Below are 18,732 nucleotides of genomic sequence, written 5' to 3' on the forward strand. Positions count from 1 at the left end.
TGGCGGGATGGGCATCGACGGTGCCGGGCGTCGTGCCGCGCAGTCGTAACGGTCGTGTCGTGGTCATGGCGGCAGCTGCGACGAATCCGACGGCTCCAGGACGGGTGCATTGTTCACCTGGTGACGGTACTGACTCGACGCCTCATACACTTTCTTCTTGAGGCGGTTGATGGACCCGAGCGGGCGATGGAGGTCGAGGCCCCGCCAGGAGTTGAAGGACAGGACGTCGTCGCCGAAGGCGCGTCGTTCCGGTGTGTACGGATCCTGCTTCGGGTACCGGATGGTCGCGACGGTTCGGTACGGGGACACCGTGTCGTCCCATCGCTTGGTCGCGTCCTCGATCGGCATAGCCACCCGGTCAGTACACAGCTGGACCTGCAATGCGTATTCCGCACTGTGACAAGCGAAGAAGTCGATCACCATATCCTGGAACGCGTTGATGCCGGTGCTGTCGGGGACTCGGAGCCCGGCAAGGGCACGCACCTCGGGTGAGGCGGGTACCAGGCGCATCTTGACGATGTATTTGCCGTACCGCAAAGGCGCCGAGGTGTGAAAGGTGTCGCCGAGGATGTGGGTGTTGGGGCTGATGAACACCCTGAGGCTCTCCGGTAGCCCTTTGCCGACCGGCTTGAGGACGCGCGTGTCCAGGGAACCGAGCAACTCGCTGCCCACCTTGATTGCGGGGTCGGACAGGCGTGCGAGCGCCTTGGCGAACAACATCCCTCGTCCGCTGTAGGCGTGCGCGTCGGCGAACAGGAACTCGCGGTGGGTCACCATGATGAAGTCCTGGGTGTTCGCGGTGTCGTCCGTCAGCGCCCGCGTGCCGTCGACCCCGATGGCCTTGGCATCGACCCCGATGACTTTGATACCCAGTCCGCGGACACCGCGTAACTGATCGCTGCGGATCGCACCGGAGGTGCTCGACAACCGGGCGATGACCGGGTACGTGCGAGGTGCGGCGAACAACCCCTGTGCCAGTTCTGGTGCCAATCCGGCGTGGACCTCGAGTTCGCCCCGCAGGATGCCGTGACTCTTGGCGTGGGCATCACGAATGCCACGCTTGAGTTTGCGATAGGCGCGTTCGTTGTTGCCGCGCAGGGCGCTGACGATCTTGTCGATGTCGGCTGCTTCGTCGGCGCGAGGCTCTTCGATGTCCTCGCCGAATTCGAGGTAGGTGAGGGACGGTGTCGCGACGTCGGTCATCGTGATGAGTCCTTCTCGGGTCGTGTCGGAATGTTCCAGGGCGCAAACGGATTGCTGACGCCGGCCAATGCCGGCGCCAGCGTTGGGTGATGACGCAGCAGGACCGACCTCATCGAGTTGTCCCGCACCCACGCCATCCCCATTTCGGTGTAGACCTCCGGGCGGAAATCGGTGGTGAAGAAGCGGTCGCAGGACAGCCTGCGCGAGGCCATCAGCACGAAGATCCGGAATGCGGTGTCGCTGAAGCCGAACCCGGGTGGCTTCGGTTCGGCGAGTAGGCCGATCATGAGGTCCACCTTGTCGACGTCGCGATAAACCTGCTCGAGTTCGCAGGCCCATCCCGGGTTGTCGGTCATCTCATCGAACGTCTTGACCCGCGGCAAACGCAGCAAATTGCGGAACTCGTTGTACCGAGGGACACCCCGCTCACGGATACGCATGATGTCGACGGTGCCGAGGTCGAGCGTCCGGCCGTCGGGACGCGGCAGGTTCTGCATCGAGAGCGGAAAGTTGTGCAGCGTCAACTCACCCGGATTGGCACGCCCGAACGAATACAGCAGGTCCGGCCGTGACCTTTCCCGAAGGCGGGTGCGCACGTCGCCGGCGAGCATGTCGGCCATCGCGTATTTGTTGACAAGCGTGTCAGGGCACACCGCGTTGCCACCCAGCGTGCGGATCTCGACATCGTCGGGAATCAGTGGGTGCATCCGGTAGACGGCCACGAACTCCTCGGTGAGCGAGAACGGCACGCCGCTGTCCTCGGTCGGCGATCCGGGGATACCGCACAGGACCTCGTTGTCGGTGACCCGCCCGTACCGACGCCGGATCCGCTCGCCCAGGAGACCGAACCAGTTGCCGCGCATCGCGGCCACGGTGGTGGGGTGGGCGATGACCGCGGGGGTCCAGTCGATGGTGTGGATCTTTGCCATCAGGGCGGAGTTGATCAGTCGCGCGGTGTCATAGAGTCGCTGGTCGTCGGACTTCAGATGCGGGTACGCCGCGGCCAGACGATCGCAGATCGCGTTGTGCTCGCGCAGGAACAACGAGTGCAGCAACGCCAGGCCGACCCAGAAGTTCGCGGCCTGCCCCTCGGGGTCGAGCAGACGCTCGGTGTCGGCGGGCGGGAGTCCGTCATCATCGAGCCTAATCTTGCCACCTTTGCGGGTCCGGATCGCTTTCGCATATTCCTTTGTCTCGCCGTAGATCTGGGAGCCATCCCACCAGTGTGAGACCGTGGTGGCGAAAGTGGGCGGTGCACCACGGGCGGACGATGGGGCCGGGGCGGTCCGTGCGAACGTCATCGCTCCGTGGGACCAGTTGTCGTCGGGGGAGAGGTCGATGGTCCAATCAGCGTCTGAGGGGGCATGACTGAACCAGTCGTGCACCTCGAACTGAATCCAGGCCGCGGCGAGCAGATTGAGCGTGGTGGCCGGTCGAAAATGGTCTCGTGCCAGGAGACGCCGACTGATCAACCGCGGGTTGGGCTCGAGGATTTGATCCGGCGGCTCGGGAAACGTCTGCTCGGCCGGTATGTTGCGGCCGAAGAGGCTGCCGCTGGCACCCACTCGGGGTGATTGCAGGTTGTTGTACGTGCCGTCGATCGTTCGTGCGCGATGGTCATCTCGCTCGCCGGGAGGCAGAAGTGCGCCCGGACGACCGGTGTCCACCAGGTTGTGGGCACGCAACTGGCTACGAAGACCAACCAGAACCGCCAACCCTGCGGGTGTCCAGAGGCGGGCCCAACCCACCGAATGGTCAATCCGTTCCGCGGTAGCGGCGAGATACCTGGTCACGGACCCGCGCGTGTCGACCGTGGTGGTTTGACATTCCGACCCCACACCAGCGTTTCCGCCCGTTGGCGTGTGCTTCCCGAGCATGGCGACCTCCGAGAGTGCCTCTGGAGAGTGATGCACGGCCCCGGCGTCATCCCGACCCCTGTTCGCCGCAATCACCAGTATGTCCGGTTGGGAGTTGCTTGGGATGAGTAGTCGACTACTCGTTCTACTCGATCGGCGTGCGAGGGGGGTCGTACGACTGAGGTAGCGGCGTACTCGCGTCAGGTCCGTGCGCGGCAGAGACGATGAAGCTGAGCCTGCGGCGCCCGGGGTCGAGACAGTGCACCGGTCGCCGTCGGAGTGAGCAAAGTTCAGAAAGGGGCCGACACGGTGATCCCACCCATCAAGATCAAGGTCAACCTCGACCGGCCGGCTGTGACCGACGTCCTCGACGTCCTGGGTTGCGCGACCATCCAACCGATCGCTCGGGAGATCTGGTTCGCCGAGGCGCGAGTGGCCGTGACAGACGATCCGCTGCCCCTGCTCGCCAGCCATCTGGCGATACGGCTACGAAGCGGTGACCGCGACGACGTGACGGTCCAGCTGCGCCCATGCGTCACCGAACAACTCGTCGGGCGCTGGACCGCACCGTTCGAGGAACCCGACTTCACCTACCGTCTCGAGCAGGACTGGTGTGGTTCGCGGCAGGTGATGTCGTCGTCCGCGATCAGCAATCGCGCACCGGGATCGGTCGCGGCGGCAGTGGAGACGGGCATGGATCCGGCTCACGTGCTCGACGCTTCTCAACGTCAGTTCGTGGTCGCGTGCACGACGGTTGGCGTGCCGATCGATCACCTCATGACGCTCGGGCCGGTCGCCTCGACGACATGGCCGGTGATCACAATCGATCAGTGCTCGGTCCACGTCGAACGCTGGACCGTGCGAGACGTCGACCTCCTCGAACTGTCGACCCGGGTCTGGCCGCGCCCCGGCGAAACAGTCGAACGCCTCGAAGCGCGGGCCCTCGCCCGGCAAGAGGCGTTCGAGACAGCGCTGACCCGGCGAGGACTCCGCATCGACGAAGACCGCATCGACACCAAGACACATCAGGTCATGGCCGCGTTGACGTGCGACACCCCCGCGCCCTGACTCCTGGGGATTGCCGGGTCCGCCACCGTTCGGTCCCTGAGGAGCGTCGCGAGGTAGGAGCGATGCGTCACCAACCGGTCCCTGAGGAGCGTCGCGAGGTACGAGCGATGCGTCACGAAGGGCGCCCTTCGTGACGGTCCTCCGCTGGCGCTCCGGACGTCCTCAGGGATCGGGTGGTGGGCCCGCGATGGCCGCTCGCGGCCACGTGATGGTACGCAAGCGCGCGCTCGCAACCGTCACCATTCGGTCCCTGAGGAGCCTCGCGAGGTACGAGCGATGCGTCACGAAGGGCGCCCTTCGTGACGGTCCTCCGCTGGCGCTCCGGACCTCCTCAGGGATCGGGTGGTGGGCCCGCGATGGACGCTCGCGGCCACGTGATGGCACGCGATCGCGCGCTCGCCACCGTCACCACCGGTCCCTGAGGAGCCTCGCGAGGTACGAGCGATGCGTCACCATTCGGTCCCTGAGGAGCCTCGCGAGGGACGAGCGATGCGTCACGAAGGGCGCCCTTCGTGACGGTCCTCCGCTGGCGCTCCGGACGTCCTCAGAGAACGAGTGGTCGGCCGCGACGACGATCAGACCTTGGCCTGCATCGAACTCCTGGCTGGATTGCCCTGCTCGTCGACCTTTGGGTCGGGCTCGTCCTTCTTCTCGGTGACGCCCGCCTTGATCCCGGCGCCGATGTCAGGGTCGATACGGGTCCAGTACTCGTAGGCGCGGGCGAGGACGGGTTCGCTGACTCCGTTCAGGAGGTGACCCACCACGTTGTCGACCAACCGTGTGCGTGCGTCGTCGTCGAGGACCTCACGAACCATCGTCCCGGCCTGGCCCCAGTCGTCGTCTTCCGGATGATCGACGTAGGCGCTGCGGACAATCTCGCCATCGGCGGCCCACTGCGGCTCGGCCTGCCCCGGATACACGGCTGACGGTCCGCCCTTCGAATTCGGCGCATACACGGGATCGGTCACCGGAGTGATCCGCATCGCGCCGTCCTTCGAATAGCTGTGCACCTCGTTGCGCGGAGCGTTCACAGGGATCTGCTTGTAGTTTCCGCCGAGTCGTGCACGATGGGCGTCGGAATAGGAGAACACCCGTCCGAGCAACATGCGATCTGGGCTGAACCCGATGCCGGGGACCACGTTGTTGGGTTCGAAGGCCGCCTGCTCGATCTGGGCATGGTTGTCGGTCGGATTGGTGTGCAGCGTCATCCGGCCGACCTCGTGCAGCGGGTAGTCGCCGTGCGGCCACACCTTGGTCAGATCGAACGGATTGAACCGGTACTTCGTCGCGTCGTCGTACGGCATCAGCTGCACCTTGAGCGTCCAGCTCGGATGATCGCCGCCGGCGATCGATTCGAACAGGTCGCGGGTGTGGAAGTCGGTGTCGGCGGCAGCCATCTGGTCACCCTCGTGTTGCGTGAAGAACTCCACGCCCTGATCTGTGATGAAGTGGTATTTCACCCAGTGTTTGACGCCTTCGGAGTTCACCCACAGGTAGGTGTGCGACGAATAACCGTTCATGTGTCGCCAGGTCTTGGGAATCCCGCGATCACCCATCAACCACGTCACCTGGTGGGCCGATTCGGGCGACAACGTCCAGAAGTCCCACTGCATGTCGTGGTCGCGCAGATTGTTGTCGGCGCGACGCTTCTGCGACCGGATGAAGTGCTGGAACTTCATCGGGTCCTTGATGAAGAAGATCGGCGTGTTGTTGCCGACCATGTCGTAAATGCCCTCGGAAGTGTAGAACTTCAGTGCGAATCCGCGTGGATCGCGCCAGGTGTCGGGGCTGCCCCGCTCGCCGGCGACCGTGGAGAAGCGTGCCATCATCTCGGTTTTCACCCCGGGCTGGAACAAGCCGGCACACGTGTAGGCGGAGACGTCCGCGGTGGTCTCGAAGGTGCCGAAGGCACCGCTGCCCTTGGCGTGCGGCTGCCGCTCGGGGATGCGTTCCCGGTTGAACTGGGCCATCTGCTCGATCAGGTAGTGATCGTGCAGGACGATCGGCCCACCCGCACCCACGGTCAACGAGTGCTCATCGCTGCCTGCCGGTGCTCCCGAGTCACGGGTCGTGTACATGGAATTGCTGTCGGACATATCGCCTCCGAGAAGGTCAATCCGTCATGGGCATAGAAATACCCGGGCTGTTTCAGGTACGCCGCTGATCCTACGCTCCTGGCTCGAAGCGCCGTCGCGTTTCTGTCGACGAACCCCGAACTGCCCGTCGAGACATGTTCGTACACAACGCATCTGTTGGGTGCCGCGGATGTCAGGCAGGCGCTGCGGCGCGGAGTCGCTCCAGTAGCGGCTGTGCGGCATCTGCGAGGAACTCATCCTGCGTCTCGCCGCCGATCTGAACGAGGGCGATATCGGTGAAGCCCGCTTCCCAGTACGGGCGTACCGTATCGACGATCGCATCGAGGTCCGGACCGCAGGCGATCGACCCAGCGACGTCGTCGGGGCGTACGTACTGCGTCGCCGCGGCGAAACCGGCGGTGGTCCGGAGATCGGCGTTGACGTCCCAACCGCCACCGAACCAGCGGAACTGGTCGTGGGCTCGGGCCACCGCGGCTTCCTTGTCCGGATCCCAACAGATCGGGATCTGCCCGATGGCCCGGGAGTCGCGGCCGACAGTACCGGTGGCGCTGTGCCGGTTCCAGCGATCGATCAATTCGCTGTCCGGTTCGACCGCGATGAGGTGATCGACCGACGAGGCGAACTCGTCGATGCCGCGCCCACCGGCGATCGCCGCGCCGATCGGCACACCGTCGTCGGGCAGATCCCAGATGCGAGCCGAGTCGACCTGGAAGTACTCACCTCGGAAGTCGACGAGCCCGCCATCGTGCAGCGCGCGGATGATCTGAATCGCCTCGTCGAGCATGGCCTGCCGATCTGCCACCGACGGCCAGCCGGTTCCTACGACATGCTCGTTGAGGTTCTCGCCGCTGCCGAGTCCGAGAATGAATCGCCCGTCGGCGAGGAGTTGCAGGGTGGCTGCCTTCTGGGCGATGACGGCGGGGTGATACCTGATCGTCGGGCAGGTCACGTACGTCATCAGCCCCACTCGCTCGGTCGCATGCGCCACCGCGCCGAGCACACTCCAGGCGTAGGGGGCGTGACCTTGCGACGAGAGCCACGGGAAATAGTGGTCGCTGCACACCTCGAAGTCGAAGCCGACATCTTCGGCCGCGACCGCGAACCGTACGAGATCCTTCGGGCCGGCCTGCTCGGTCATCAGGGTGTAGCCGAATCGTGTTGTCATGGTGCGCTCACTTCTCCCACGTGCAGAAACGGGATCTGCTGCAATGCTGGACATGATGCACTCGACCGGCGGCCGAACCTGGAGGCGATGACATGGGCTCGGACTCTGCTTCACCGATCAACACGGCCTCGTCGGTGGACACCGTGCTGCTCGATGTCGACGGTACCCTCATCGATTCGACCTATCTGCACACCTTGGCGTGGATGCGTGCGTTCGCCCGGCACGATCTGATACCGGCGTGGTGGAAGGTCCATCGCACCGTCGGGATGGGCGGCGACCTGTTGGTGGCGCATGTGTGCGGTGATGCCATCGAGGAACGACTGGGCGACGAACTGCGATCGGAGTGGGCGAATCGATACCGTGAGGTTCTTCCCGAGGTCCGCCCGTTTCCGGGGGTCCGGCAACTGGTCGACGCCCTGTCCCACACCGGGCTGAAGGTGGCGCTGGCCTCGTCGGGGGCGAGCGAGTTCACCGACGCGGCTCTGGACCTCCTCGAGATGACGCGCGACGACTTCGCGGCGGTCACCTCGGCCGAGGACGCGGACCGGTCGAAACCTCATCCCGACATCCTCCAGACCGCACTCGAGCAGGTAGGCGGGCGGCGCGCGGTCCTGGTGGGTGACACGGTCTGGGATGTGAGCTCAGCGCTGCGGCAATCGGCGGACTGCGTGGCCGTACTCACCGGCGGCTTCTCGGAAGCAGAACTCCGGGACGCCGGCGCGACACTCGTCGTCGACGACATCAGTGTTCTGGCACAACGAGATTGGCGTCCCTGATCACGTGCCGCCCACACCGACCATCGCGCGGTACAGGTCGATGAGCGCTTCGGTCAGTTCAGGAAGGCGGGCGGGACTCTCGGACGCGGTGTCGGAATAGCGCATGACGACACCGGTGATAGCATCGGCGATCAGGTCGGCAGACGCAGCGGGCGCAGCACTACCGTCCTCGGCCAGCCGTTCGATGAAACGGACGTGGCGTCGATGAGAGCGTGCATGGATCTCGTGGTGCAGCTGCCGGATGCCGGGGTCGGACAATGCCTGGTGCTCGATCACGGTGAGCATGCCACGATGGCGCGTGTACGCGGCGAGGTAGGCGGTCAGCGTGCTCCGTATGGTCTCGCCGGCCGACGAGACGTCCGCTTGTTCCTGGAGCTCCAGCAGCTCCTCGCGCACGCGCGCGGCCAGTGCCATGAACACGTCGTCCTTCGAGGGGAAGTAGGCGTACACGGTTGGCCGGGTGACGCCCGCTTCGCCGGCGATACCCGCGATCGTGGTGCCGGCGTACCCCTCACGGCAGAAGACCCGTTCGGCGCAGTCGAGGAGCAGAACTCGCTTGTCCTCGACCGGCAGACTGCGCGGGCCGATCGCGTTCACCGGCACACCCCTGCTTCGGGCGTCACGTCATGAACCCCGGTGATCAAAGGCACGGCCGATCCAGGCCCGGGTCTCGGCCGGGTCGATGACCGCGTCGATCTCGAAGACGCTGGCCACGTTGAGTGCCTTGCCGCGTTCGTAGTGCTGGGCCACCAACTCGGCGTAGCGCGCCTGCCGCGCTGTGGGGTCGGCAATGGCGTCGAGCTGATCGCGGTAGCCCAGGCGCACGGCTCCCTCGAGTCCCATGCCGCCGAACTCTCCGGTCGGCCAGGACACGGTGACCAGAGGTGCGTGGAGATCGCCGCCGGCCATCGCCATCGCGCCCAGGCCGTACGCCTTACGCAGCACGACCATCACCATGGGCGTGGCCAGCGTCGCACCCGCACGGAACATCGCGCTGAACCGGCGCACCGTGGCGGTCCGTTCGGCATCTGGGCCGACCATGAATCCCGGTGTATCACACAAAGAGACGACGGGGAGTCCGCGGGATCCGCACAACTCGAGGAATCCGACGGCCTTGTCGGCGGCGTCGCCGTCGATCGCGCCGCCGAGATGGGCGGGATTGTTGGCGATGATCCCGACGGAGCGGCCGTCGATGCGGGCCAATGCGGTGACCACTCCGATTCCGAAGCCCGCGCGAAGCTCGAACACCGAGTCCGTGTCGCACAGCACCTCGATGATCGGACGCACGGGATAGGCACGAAGTCGGTTCTCCGGCACGAGGTGTCGGAGTCGTCGCTGATCCTGCCCATCGTCCACAGAACGACAAGGGATGGCGAGAAAGTCCAGATATCGCCGGGCGTCGGCGACCGCAGTGACATCGTCCGCCACCAAATGGTCCACCACACCGTTGGCCACCTGGACGTCCATCGGCCCCACATCTCCCGGCGCGACGCGTCCGAGTCCGCCGCCCTCGATCATCGCGGGACCACCCATCCCGAGACTCGACCCCTCGGTGGCGATGATGGTGTCACAGGTACCGGCCAGGGCGGCGTTGCCCGCAAAACAGTAGCCCGCAACAATCGCGAGTGTTGGTACGTGACAAGAGATCTCGGCCAACAAGCGGAAAGTCGTGACATCCAGCTGGGCAACTGCGGAGGTGTCCGTATCTCCCGGCCGGCCGCCGCCGCCCTCAGCGAAGATCACCACCGGGAGTTGTTCCCGTCGGGCGAGTTCGAAGAGCCGGTCGGTCTTTCGATGGTTGTGCAGGCCCTGAGTGCCGGCCAGCACGGTGTAGTCGTAGGCCATGATCGCCACGGGCATCCCATGCGCCCGGCCGGTGCCGGTGATGAGGCCGTCCGCGGGAGTGCGGGTGATCAGATCGTCGACGTCGCGTCGTTGACGTTGCGCCGCGATGGTCAGCGCTCCGTATTCGACGAAGCTGTCCGCGTCCAGAACCCCGGCCACACTTTCCCGGGCCGTCAGCCGGCCCTTGAGGTGCCGCTTGGCGACGACGTCGGCACGACCTTCGTCACGGGTGAGGCGTATTCGAGCCAGGACCTCGGCAAGGTCGGGTCGGATGTGGTCGGGGTCGGCATGTGTGGCCGATCCGTCGGCCCTCGAGGTGTCCGCCGACTGCGCGAGGAAGACTACGGCGGTGCCCTCGTCGACCGTGTCGCCCACTGCACCGGCCAGCGCGACGACCGTGCCGGTGGCCGGCGCGGACACGACATGTTCCATCTTCATCGATTCGACGACCACGAGTTCCGAGCCGGCCCGGACCTCGTCGCCGACATCGACCGGGATCGAGACGATCACGCCACGGATGGGGGTCGGGACGGGAACGGAATCGTCAGTGAGAGCGGGGTCGTCGCCGATTACGAGGTCGCTCTCCGCCGACTGCGGAACGAGATCGGCCAGGTGGCGGTCGACGTACGCCGTGTCGATCCGGCCGGCCGCGACGTCGTCGAGGGCCAGTAGTGAACGCAGGAGGTCGACGTTCACCGGCACCGGTTCGACGTCGAACCGGGCGAGTGCGCGGGCAGCGCCGCGCACCGCAGCAATCGGATCCGATCCGGTCACGATCACCTTCGCCAGCAACGAGTCGTAACGTGGTCCCACCGTGTATCCGGTGTAGCCGTGGGTGTCGACGCGAATGCCACGGCCGGAGGGCGGCTCAAAACGGGTCAGCACACCGGAACCGGGAGAGACGGTGCCGTCGGCACCGATCCGCTCGGCGTTGACGCGCGTCTCGACAGCGGTTCCGCGAGGGGACGGAGGTCCGTCGATGCCGAGGCAGGCGAGCGACTCACCCTGCGCCACACGGATCGCCAGCTCGACGAGATCGAGTCCGGTGGTCTCCTCGGTGACCGTGTGTTCCACCTGGATGCGGGGATTCACCTCGAGGAACACGAACTCGTCACCGGTGACGAGGAATTCGACCGTGGCGAGTCCGCGGTAGTCGGTCATCAGGGCCGCGGCGGCGTCGTGAAGCCGTTGCCGCAGCGATGTCGAGAGTGCGGGTGCCGGGGCGATCTCGATCAGCTTCTGCCGTCTGCGCTGGACCGAGCAGTCCCGATCGCCGAGCACCACCGAGGTCGACCCGTCCCCGAGGACCTGGACCTCGATGTGGCGGGCATCGCTGAGGTACCGCTCCAGGTAGAGCGAGTCGTCGCCGAAAGCGCCGGCGGCCTCCGATGCGCACCGGGCCATCGCGGCCTCGAGATCGGTGGGATCGGTGACGATTCGCATGCCACGACCACCGCCACCGGCGGCCGCCTTGACCATCACCGATCCGCCCGAGCCCAGCGAATCGAGGAATTCGTGCGCGGTCGCGACGTCGGTCGGAGCAGTGGTGGCCTCCAGCACCGGCACCCCACAACCGGTCGCGTGTGCGCGAGCAGACGTCTTGTGCCCGAACAGCTCCAGCGATTTCGCCGCGGGACCGACGAAGACGATCCCGTTGTCCGCGCACGCGCGGGCGAGCTCAGGATTCTCCGCCAGGAATCCATAGCCCGGGTGGAGCATGTCACAGCCGCACTCGATGGCCGCGGCGACAATCTGGGCGAGGTCGAGATACGCGGCGGGACCGGCTCCGTCGAGCACGACCGACTCGTCGGCCATCCCTACATGAGCGCACTCGGCATCGTCGGCCGGATGGACCGCGACGGTGTCGATCCCGAGTGCTGCAGCGGTCGCCATGACACGGACCGCGATCTCGCCCCGATTGGCGACCAGCAGCTTCATCAGTTCCCCCTTCGTATGATGATCCCGGCTGCTTCCCGGTCCCAGGTGTCGGCGCCGACGCCGGTGTCGCGCAGTTGCTTCTTCTGGATCTTCTGAGTCGGCGTCTTGGGCAGCACGTCGGTGAACTCGATGTATCGGGGAACCATGAAGTAGGGGAGTCGTTCCCGGACGAACTCGATGAGCTGCGCCGGATCGGGTGATCTACCGGCACGCCCGACCACCACCGCCTTGATCTCGTCCTCGCTCAACTCGGACGGGACCGCCACCACGGCGCTCTCGAACACGTCGGGGTGCTGATTGATGACCCGTTCCACCTCGAAACTCGAGATGTTCTCTCCGCGACGGCGGAGCGCGTCCTTCATGCGATCCGAGAAGTAATAACGCCCCGCGTCATCGGTACGGAAGGCGTCGCCCGTGTGCACCCATCCGTCGACGATGGTCTCGGCGGTCTTGTCCGGCAGGTTGTGATAGCCGCGCATCACCAGGCGCGGATCCGCGGGACGTACCCACAGCTCGCCGACCGCTCCCGGCGGCACCATCCGGCCTCGGTCGTCGACCAGCTTGAGCTCGAACTCGTCTCGGGCGAAACCTGATTCGCCGCCGACGATCGTGTCGGGCGCACCGTTGAGCACCGCGCCGATCTCGCTCATGCCGTACACGGCGGCGAGATCGATCCAGAACCGCGCCCGAAACGCGTCCACGTCGCTGGCCAGCGGTGCCATGACGGCGATCTCCAATGGGTTATGGCCGTCATCTGGTTGCGGTTCGACCTGTTGCAGGAGTTCGGCCATCGCGCCCAGCATCACCGTGAACGTGATCTGCTGATCGCGCACCGTCGTCCAGAACCGCGACACCGAGAAGCCGGCCTCGACGACGCAGGGGATGGTGTGGATCAGCGACTGGTAGACGCCGTACCACTGTCCCGCGAGGTGAAAGAGCGGCAGGGTGACCAGCGTGCGGTCGTCCCGTCGGGGACGCTCCTGGTCCTCGCGCGAGGCATAGGTGTAGGCCTGCGCATGGGGGATGAGCACGCCCTTGGAGCGGCCCGTCGTGCCCGATGTGTACATGTAGGCCATCAGGTCGTCGGCGTCGAGGTGTATCGGCACCGCCGGGGTGTGCGCCGTCAGATCGTCGAAGGTCACCACGCGGACCTGATCCCGGAGCCCATCCGCGGCGGCGATGTCACCGCGGATCACCAACGTCTCAAGGTCGGTGAGATCGGATGCGATCCGAGCAAGCCGGTCGACATAGACGTCGTCACAGATCAGCACCCGCGAACCGGAATCGTTGAGGATGTGGGTGAGGAACTCGCCTTTGTAGGCCGTGTTCACGGGCACCTCTGCACCTCCGCCCAGGCAGGTGCCGGTCCATGCGTGTACGGCGTCCACCGAGTTGTCCATCAGGATCGCGACGGGCTCCTGATGGCGGACGCCGAGGGCTGCCAGACCCCCGGCGATCGCGAGGGACCTCTCGTGGCTCTCTGCGACCGTGTAGTGGGCGTCCGCGCCGATGAGGGACACGTCGTCGGGTGCTCGGGTCAGGGCCCGGTCGAACGCCCAGCGCATCGTGCGGTCGGTGATGTCCGGTAGTCGTCCCACGCAATCCTCCTCGACCGATCAATGGCGATGACGCTACTTTACATTGATGTCAACTAACGCTCGCTGCACTTCGGCCGGAATCCTTCTGAACTCTGCAGGCCCGCGCAGTCGAACAGAAAGCCGCGCGAAGAACTGTCAACCCGCGACGCGCCGTGGCACGATTTCCTTGTGACCAGCGCTCCAGACGATGATCAACGGCTCCGCGACCTCGCGCGCCTGCGACGCGTGCGTGACCGGATCGATCGCGAGTACGCGCAACCACTCAACGTCGAATCGCTCGCACGCGGGGCCCACATGTCGGCCGGCCATCTCAGTCGCGAGTTCCGCCGGGTGTACGGGGAATCGCCATACTCCTATCTGATGACGCGACGCATCGAACGGGCGATGACGCTGCTGCGGCGTGGGGATCTCAGCGTGACCGACGTGTGCTTCGCCGTCGGGTTCTCGTCGCTGGGTACCTTCAGCACCCGGTTCGCCGAGCTCGTCGGCATGCCACCCAGCGAGTACCGGGTGCACGAGGCGGATGCGACCGCCGGCATACCGCCATGTCTCGCCAAGCAGATCACCAGACCGATCAGGAATCGAGAAGCGCCTGCGGGTCGATGACCTCTAGCGTGATCGACATGAACATCACCATTCACTACGCCTTCCTGCCACAGACCGATCCGGAGGCCGCACTTGCCTTCTACCGGGACACTCTCGGCTTCGAGGTTCGCAAGGACGTCGGCTACGAGGGGATGCGCTGGCTCACCGTCGGCCCCCCGAATCAGCCCGAGACAGCGATCGTGCTGCATCCGCCGGCCGTCGATCCGGGGCTCACCGATGACGAGCGCCGCACAATTCTCGACCTGATCGCCAAGGGTAGCTACGGTGCGCTCACCCTGGGCACCGACGATCTCGACGGACTCTTCGAACGACTCGAGGCCAGCGGCGCCGAAGTCCTCCAGGAACCCACCGATCAGCCGTACGGTGTGCGTGACTGTGCGTTTCGGGATCCGTCGGGCAACCTCCTACGCATCGATCAGCTCGACTGACCGGGCTCGATTGACGACCCCATGTGCCAGTTCCGAGAAGGACGTGTACACCTCGACGCGTCCGGCAGAGTGGTAGCGACGAGTCCGACACGGCAGCACGGTGCGGTGGGTTCAGGTCGGCCCGCACGAAAAGGATGGAGACACGATGAGCACCCCCACGAAGGCGAAGCCGACGGCGAAAGCCGCGTCGCCTGACGTTCCGATCGCCGACAGCCACGATCTGATCCGTGTTCACGGCGCGCGGGAGAACAACCTCAAGGACATCAGCCTCGAGATCCCCAAGCGGCGCCTGTCGGTCTTCACCGGCGTCTCCGGATCGGGCAAGAGCTCCTTGGTCTTCAGCACCATCGCCGCCGAGTCCCAGCGGATGATCAACGAGACCTACAGCGCATTCGTGCAGGGGTTCATGCCCAACCTCGGTCGGCCCGACGTCGACGTGCTCGAGGGCCTGACCACTGCGATCATCGTCGATCAGGAACGCATGGGCGCCAACCCGCGTTCCACGGTCGGCACCGCCACCGACGCGAATGCGATGCTGCGTATCCTGTTCAGCCGGCTGGGGAAACCGTATATCGGTTCGCCCCAGGCGTTCTCCTTCAACGTCGCCTCGGTCAGCGGTGCCGGGGCGGTGAGTATCGAGAAGGGGGGCCGCACCGTCAAGGAGCGTCGCAGCTTCTCGATCACCGGCGGGATGTGTCCACGATGCGAGGGGCGCGGTGCCGTGTCGGACTTCGACCTGACCGCCCTGTACGACGACACCAAGTCGCTCAACGAGGGGGCACTCACCATCCCGGGCTACAGCATGGAGGGATGGTACGGCCGGATCTATCGCGGGTGTGGATGGTTCGACCCGGACAAGCCAATCAACAAGTTCACCAAACGACAACTGAACGATCTGCTCTACAAAGAGGCAACCAAGATCAAGGTCGACGGCGTCAACCTGACCTATCTCGGACTCATCCCGCAGATCAAGAAGACCTTTCTCTCCAAGGACCGGGAGGCGATGCAGCCGCACATTCGCGCCTTCGTCGATCGGGCCATCACATTCCAGACCTGCCCGGATTGCGATGGCACCCGCCTCACGGCGGAGTCGCGGTCGTCGAAGATCAAGGGTCGCAGCATCGCCGACCTCTGCGCCATGCAGATCAGCGATCTGGCCGATTGGGTGCGCGACCTCGACGAACCGTCGGTCGGACCTCTGCTGACAACGTTGGGTGAGACACTCGACTCGTTCGTCGACATCGGTCTGGGGTACCTGTCGCTGGACCGGCCGGCCGGGACGTTGTCCGGTGGGGAGGCGCAGCGAACCAAATTGATACGCCACCTCGGATCGTCCCTGACCGACGTCACCTATGTCTTCGATGAACCGAGCATCGGCCTGCACCCGCACGACATCGAGCGGATGAACAACCTGCTGATCCAATTGCGGGACAAGGGCAACACGGTGTTGGTGGTCGAACACAAACCGGAGGTGATCGAGATCGCCGACCATGTCGTCGACCTCGGCCCACACGCCGGTAGCGACGGCGGCGAGATCGTGTTCGAGGGCACGGTCGACGGTCTGCGGGGGAGTGCGACTCTGACCGGTAAGCATCTCGACGACCGGGCGTCGGTCAAGCAGTCGTTCCGCGCATCCGACGATGCGCTCCAGATCCGCGGTGCGTCGACGCACAACCTTCAGGACGTGGACGTCGACATCCCACTGGGCGTCCTCGTCGTCGTGACCGGTGTCGCCGGATCCGGCAAGAGCTCCCTGATAGACGGGTCGGTGGCCAAGCGCGACGACGTGGTGTCGATCGACCAGGGCGCCATCAAGGGCTCGCGACGGAGCAATCCGGCGACCTACACCGGCCTGCTCGATCCGATTCGAAAGGCCTTCGCCAAGGCCAACGGCGTGAAACCCGGTCTTTTCAGCGCGAATTCCGATGGGGCATGCCCCAATTGCAACGGCGCCGGCGTCATCTACTCGGACCTCGCGATGATGGCGGGGGTGTCGACGCCCTGCGAGGTCTGCGAGGGGAAACGGTTCTCCGCCGACGTGCTCGACTACGCCTTCGGCGGCAAGGACATCAGTGAGGTCCTGTCGATGTCGGTCGCCGAGGCGGAGCGGTTCTTCGGCGAGGGCGACGGGAAGATTCCGGCCGCGCACAAGATCCTGGTGCGGCTGCGCGACGTCGGCCTCGGATATCTCAAGATCGGGCAGCCACTGACGACATTGTCGGGTGGCGAACGTCAGCGACTCAAGCTGGCCGCGCAGATGGGGGACAAGGGCGACATCTACGTCCTCGACGAACCGACGACCGGACTCCATCTCGCCGACGTCGAACAACTGCTCGGACTCCTCGACCGCCTCGTCGACTCGGGCAAGTCCGTCATCGTCATCGAGCACCATCAGGCGGTGATGGCCCATGCGGACTGGATCATCGACCTCGGACCGGGCGCCGGCCACGACGGTGGGCGAGTCGTGTTCGAGGGCACCCCATCCGCCCTCATCGCCGACAGCTCGACGCTGACCGGCGAACATCTCGCCGCCTATGTCGGGGCCTGAGGTCGGCTCCCCGCGGTTCGCGGGATATGGGTGACGTACGTCTCCGCGAGTCGTAGACTCGCTGTTGGAACATAACTAAGTATTCGTTCCAACGCGCGGCGACGTCGCGTTGAGGTGCGGCAAGGGTGTGGGGAGCACAGGTATGAACGCGAAGAAGAGGATGCAAGCCGGGCTGGGGACGCTGAGCAAGGCCTATCCCAGCAAGCCTCGCCCCCTCGCCGAGCCGCCCGCCGGTTCGGGACTGAAACCGGTGATGGGCGATGCCGGCATGCCGATCCTGGGCAATACCCTCGAAGCCCTCGCCGATCCGCTCGGCAGTGCGATGGCTCGCTACGAGCGCTTCGGTCCGGTGTCATGGTCGGGATCGCTGAACATGAGCATCGTCACCCTGATCGGGCCGGATGCGATCGAGTGCGCCTGGATGAACCGCGAAAAGGCATTCTCCAGCGAAGAGGGCTGGGAACCCATGATCGGACCGTTCTTCCGGCGCGGCATCATGCTGTTGGATTTCGACGAGCACATGCATCATCGACGGATTCTGCAACAGGCATTCACACGTCCCCGCCTCAACGGGTATCTCGACATGATGACCCCACACATCGCGAAGACGCTGTCCAATTGGAATGTCGGCAGCGGCTTTCCGATGTACTCGCGGACCAAGGACCTGACCCTGTCGCTGGCCACCGAGGTATTCGTCGGCGCGTCGCTCAACGAGTCCGAGGCCCATGACCTCGAGAGCGCCTTCGAGGCGGCCGTTCGCGGCGGCCAGGCGCTGGTTCGCGCCGATGTCCGGGACTGGACGTGGGCGCGCGGGCTGCGTGGCCGTGAGGCGCTGCAGAAATACTTCCGATCCGAGATCGGCTCCCGACGCGCCGGCGACGGCGACGACCTGTTCAGCGTCCTCTGCCACAGCGAAGACGAGGACGGCAACACCTTCAGCGACGAAGACGTGGTCAATCACATGATCTTCGTGATGATGGCCGCTCACGACACCAGCACCATCGCGCTGTCGATGCTGACCTACTTCCTCGGCCGATATCCGGAGTGGCAGGAACGTCTCCGCGACGAATCACTGGCACTGGGCAAGCCGACCATCGACTATGACGACCTGGACAAGCTGCCGAGCCTGGACCTCGCGTTCAAGGAAACCCTCCGCATCAATGCGCCGGTCGGCATGTTGTTCCGAAAGACCATCGCCGACACCGACATCCTCGGTCACTACGTGCCGAAGGGCACCTTGATCTCGATCCACCCGTGGGCATCGATGCTTCGGGAGGAATGGTGGCCGAACCCGACCCACTGGGATCCCGAGCGATTCTCTCCGGAGCGCAAAGAGGACAAGGTGCACCGTTTCGCCTGGGCGCCGTTCGGCGGCGGCGCACACAAGTGCATCGGCCTCTATTTCGGTGGCATGGAGGTCAAGGCGATCATGCACCAGATGCTGCAGCAGTTCGAGTGGTCGGTGCCCGCCGACTATCGTCTCGATCTCACCTACGGGACCGGGCCGACCCCGGCGGACGGGCTCCCGATTGACCTGCGCCGACGCACGACAGCGTGACTGACGGCCGCCCTTCGTGACGCATCCTCGCGGGCTCGGAGGCTCCT

At 65.3% G+C, this 18,732-nt stretch carries 13 protein-coding genes; 6 read left to right on the top strand and 7 right to left on the bottom strand.

Going from position 1 to position 18,732, the window contains the following annotated elements:
- Positions 1 to 63: 63 nt before the first annotated feature.
- Positions 64 to 1,203 (bottom strand): catalase family protein, encoded by a 1,140-nt coding sequence (locus AC4AMJ_RS07095; RefSeq protein WP_489917623.1) that lies wholly within the window; start codon positions 1,201 to 1,203, stop codon positions 64 to 66.
- On the bottom strand, positions 1,200 to 3,080 hold the full coding sequence (locus AC4AMJ_RS07100; RefSeq protein ID WP_489917624.1) for a peroxidase family protein: 1,881 nt from the start codon (positions 3,078 to 3,080) through the stop codon (positions 1,200 to 1,202). Before AC4AMJ_RS07100 ends, AC4AMJ_RS07095 begins: the two co-directional genes overlap by 4 nt.
- A 288-nt stretch (positions 3,081 to 3,368) precedes the next feature.
- Between AC4AMJ_RS07100 and AC4AMJ_RS07105 the strand changes: the two genes are divergently transcribed.
- Positions 3,369 to 4,127 (top strand): hypothetical protein, encoded by a 759-nt coding sequence (locus AC4AMJ_RS07105; protein ID WP_489917625.1) that lies wholly within the window; start codon positions 3,369 to 3,371, stop codon positions 4,125 to 4,127.
- A gap of 575 nt (positions 4,128 to 4,702) precedes the next feature.
- On the opposite strand, the gene AC4AMJ_RS07110 is transcribed toward AC4AMJ_RS07105, so the two are convergent.
- Both AC4AMJ_RS07110 and AC4AMJ_RS07115 read right to left on the bottom strand, forming a co-directional pair.
- Positions 4,703 to 6,223 carry a catalase gene (locus tag AC4AMJ_RS07110; RefSeq protein WP_489917626.1) on the bottom strand — a complete coding sequence of 507 codons (1,521 nt, stop codon included), beginning with the start codon at positions 6,221 to 6,223 and terminating at the stop codon, positions 4,703 to 4,705.
- A 172-nt stretch (positions 6,224 to 6,395) separates the two neighbouring features.
- Entirely contained in the window at positions 6,396 to 7,388 is a 993-nt protein-coding gene (locus AC4AMJ_RS07115) for a TIGR03557 family F420-dependent LLM class oxidoreductase (RefSeq protein WP_489917627.1), read from the bottom strand.
- 92 nt (positions 7,389 to 7,480) lie between these two features.
- Between AC4AMJ_RS07115 and AC4AMJ_RS07120 the strand changes: the two genes are divergently transcribed.
- Complete coding sequence (locus AC4AMJ_RS07120) at positions 7,481 to 8,164, top strand: HAD family hydrolase (protein WP_489917628.1); 684 nt, start codon at positions 7,481 to 7,483, stop codon at positions 8,162 to 8,164.
- Here the strand turns inward: AC4AMJ_RS07120 and AC4AMJ_RS07125 are convergent, their stop codons facing one another.
- The 3 genes from AC4AMJ_RS07125 to AC4AMJ_RS07135 are packed head-to-tail and all read right to left on the bottom strand — an operon-like array spanning position 8,165 to position 13,545.
- Complete coding sequence (locus AC4AMJ_RS07125; protein ID WP_489917629.1) at positions 8,165 to 8,761, bottom strand: TetR/AcrR family transcriptional regulator; 597 nt, start codon at positions 8,759 to 8,761, stop codon at positions 8,165 to 8,167.
- 27 nt (positions 8,762 to 8,788) lie between these two features.
- Positions 8,789 to 11,947, bottom strand: a complete 3,159-nt coding sequence (locus AC4AMJ_RS07130) for an acetyl-CoA carboxylase family protein (RefSeq protein ID WP_489917630.1) — start codon at positions 11,945 to 11,947, stop codon at positions 8,789 to 8,791.
- Positions 11,947 to 13,545 (bottom strand): AMP-binding protein, encoded by a 1,599-nt coding sequence (locus AC4AMJ_RS07135; RefSeq protein WP_489917631.1) that lies wholly within the window; start codon positions 13,543 to 13,545, stop codon positions 11,947 to 11,949. Before AC4AMJ_RS07135 ends, AC4AMJ_RS07130 begins: the two co-directional genes overlap by 1 nt.
- Positions 13,546 to 13,713: 168 nt before the next feature.
- Here AC4AMJ_RS07135 and AC4AMJ_RS07140 point away from each other — a divergent pair, with 168 nt between their 5' ends.
- From AC4AMJ_RS07140 to AC4AMJ_RS07155, 4 genes are all read left to right on the top strand, one after another.
- Entirely contained in the window at positions 13,714 to 14,151 is a 438-nt protein-coding gene (locus AC4AMJ_RS07140) for a helix-turn-helix transcriptional regulator (protein ID WP_489895316.1), read from the top strand.
- Positions 14,152 to 14,168: 17 nt separating this feature from the next.
- On the top strand, positions 14,169 to 14,579 hold the full coding sequence (locus AC4AMJ_RS07145) for a VOC family protein (protein ID WP_489895318.1): 411 nt from the start codon (positions 14,169 to 14,171) through the stop codon (positions 14,577 to 14,579).
- Positions 14,580 to 14,724: 145 nt separating this feature from the next.
- Complete coding sequence (locus AC4AMJ_RS07150) at positions 14,725 to 17,127, top strand: ATP-binding cassette domain-containing protein (protein ID WP_489917632.1); 2,403 nt, start codon at positions 14,725 to 14,727, stop codon at positions 17,125 to 17,127.
- 142 nt (positions 17,128 to 17,269) lie between these two features.
- The gene (locus AC4AMJ_RS07155) at positions 17,270 to 18,685 is read left to right on the top strand and encodes a cytochrome P450 (RefSeq protein ID WP_489917633.1); all 1,416 of its coding nucleotides are present in this window, start codon (positions 17,270 to 17,272) and stop codon (positions 18,683 to 18,685) included.
- Positions 18,686 to 18,732 lie beyond the last annotated feature (47 nt).

Source organism: Gordonia sp. LMA484, assembly GCF_058129505.1.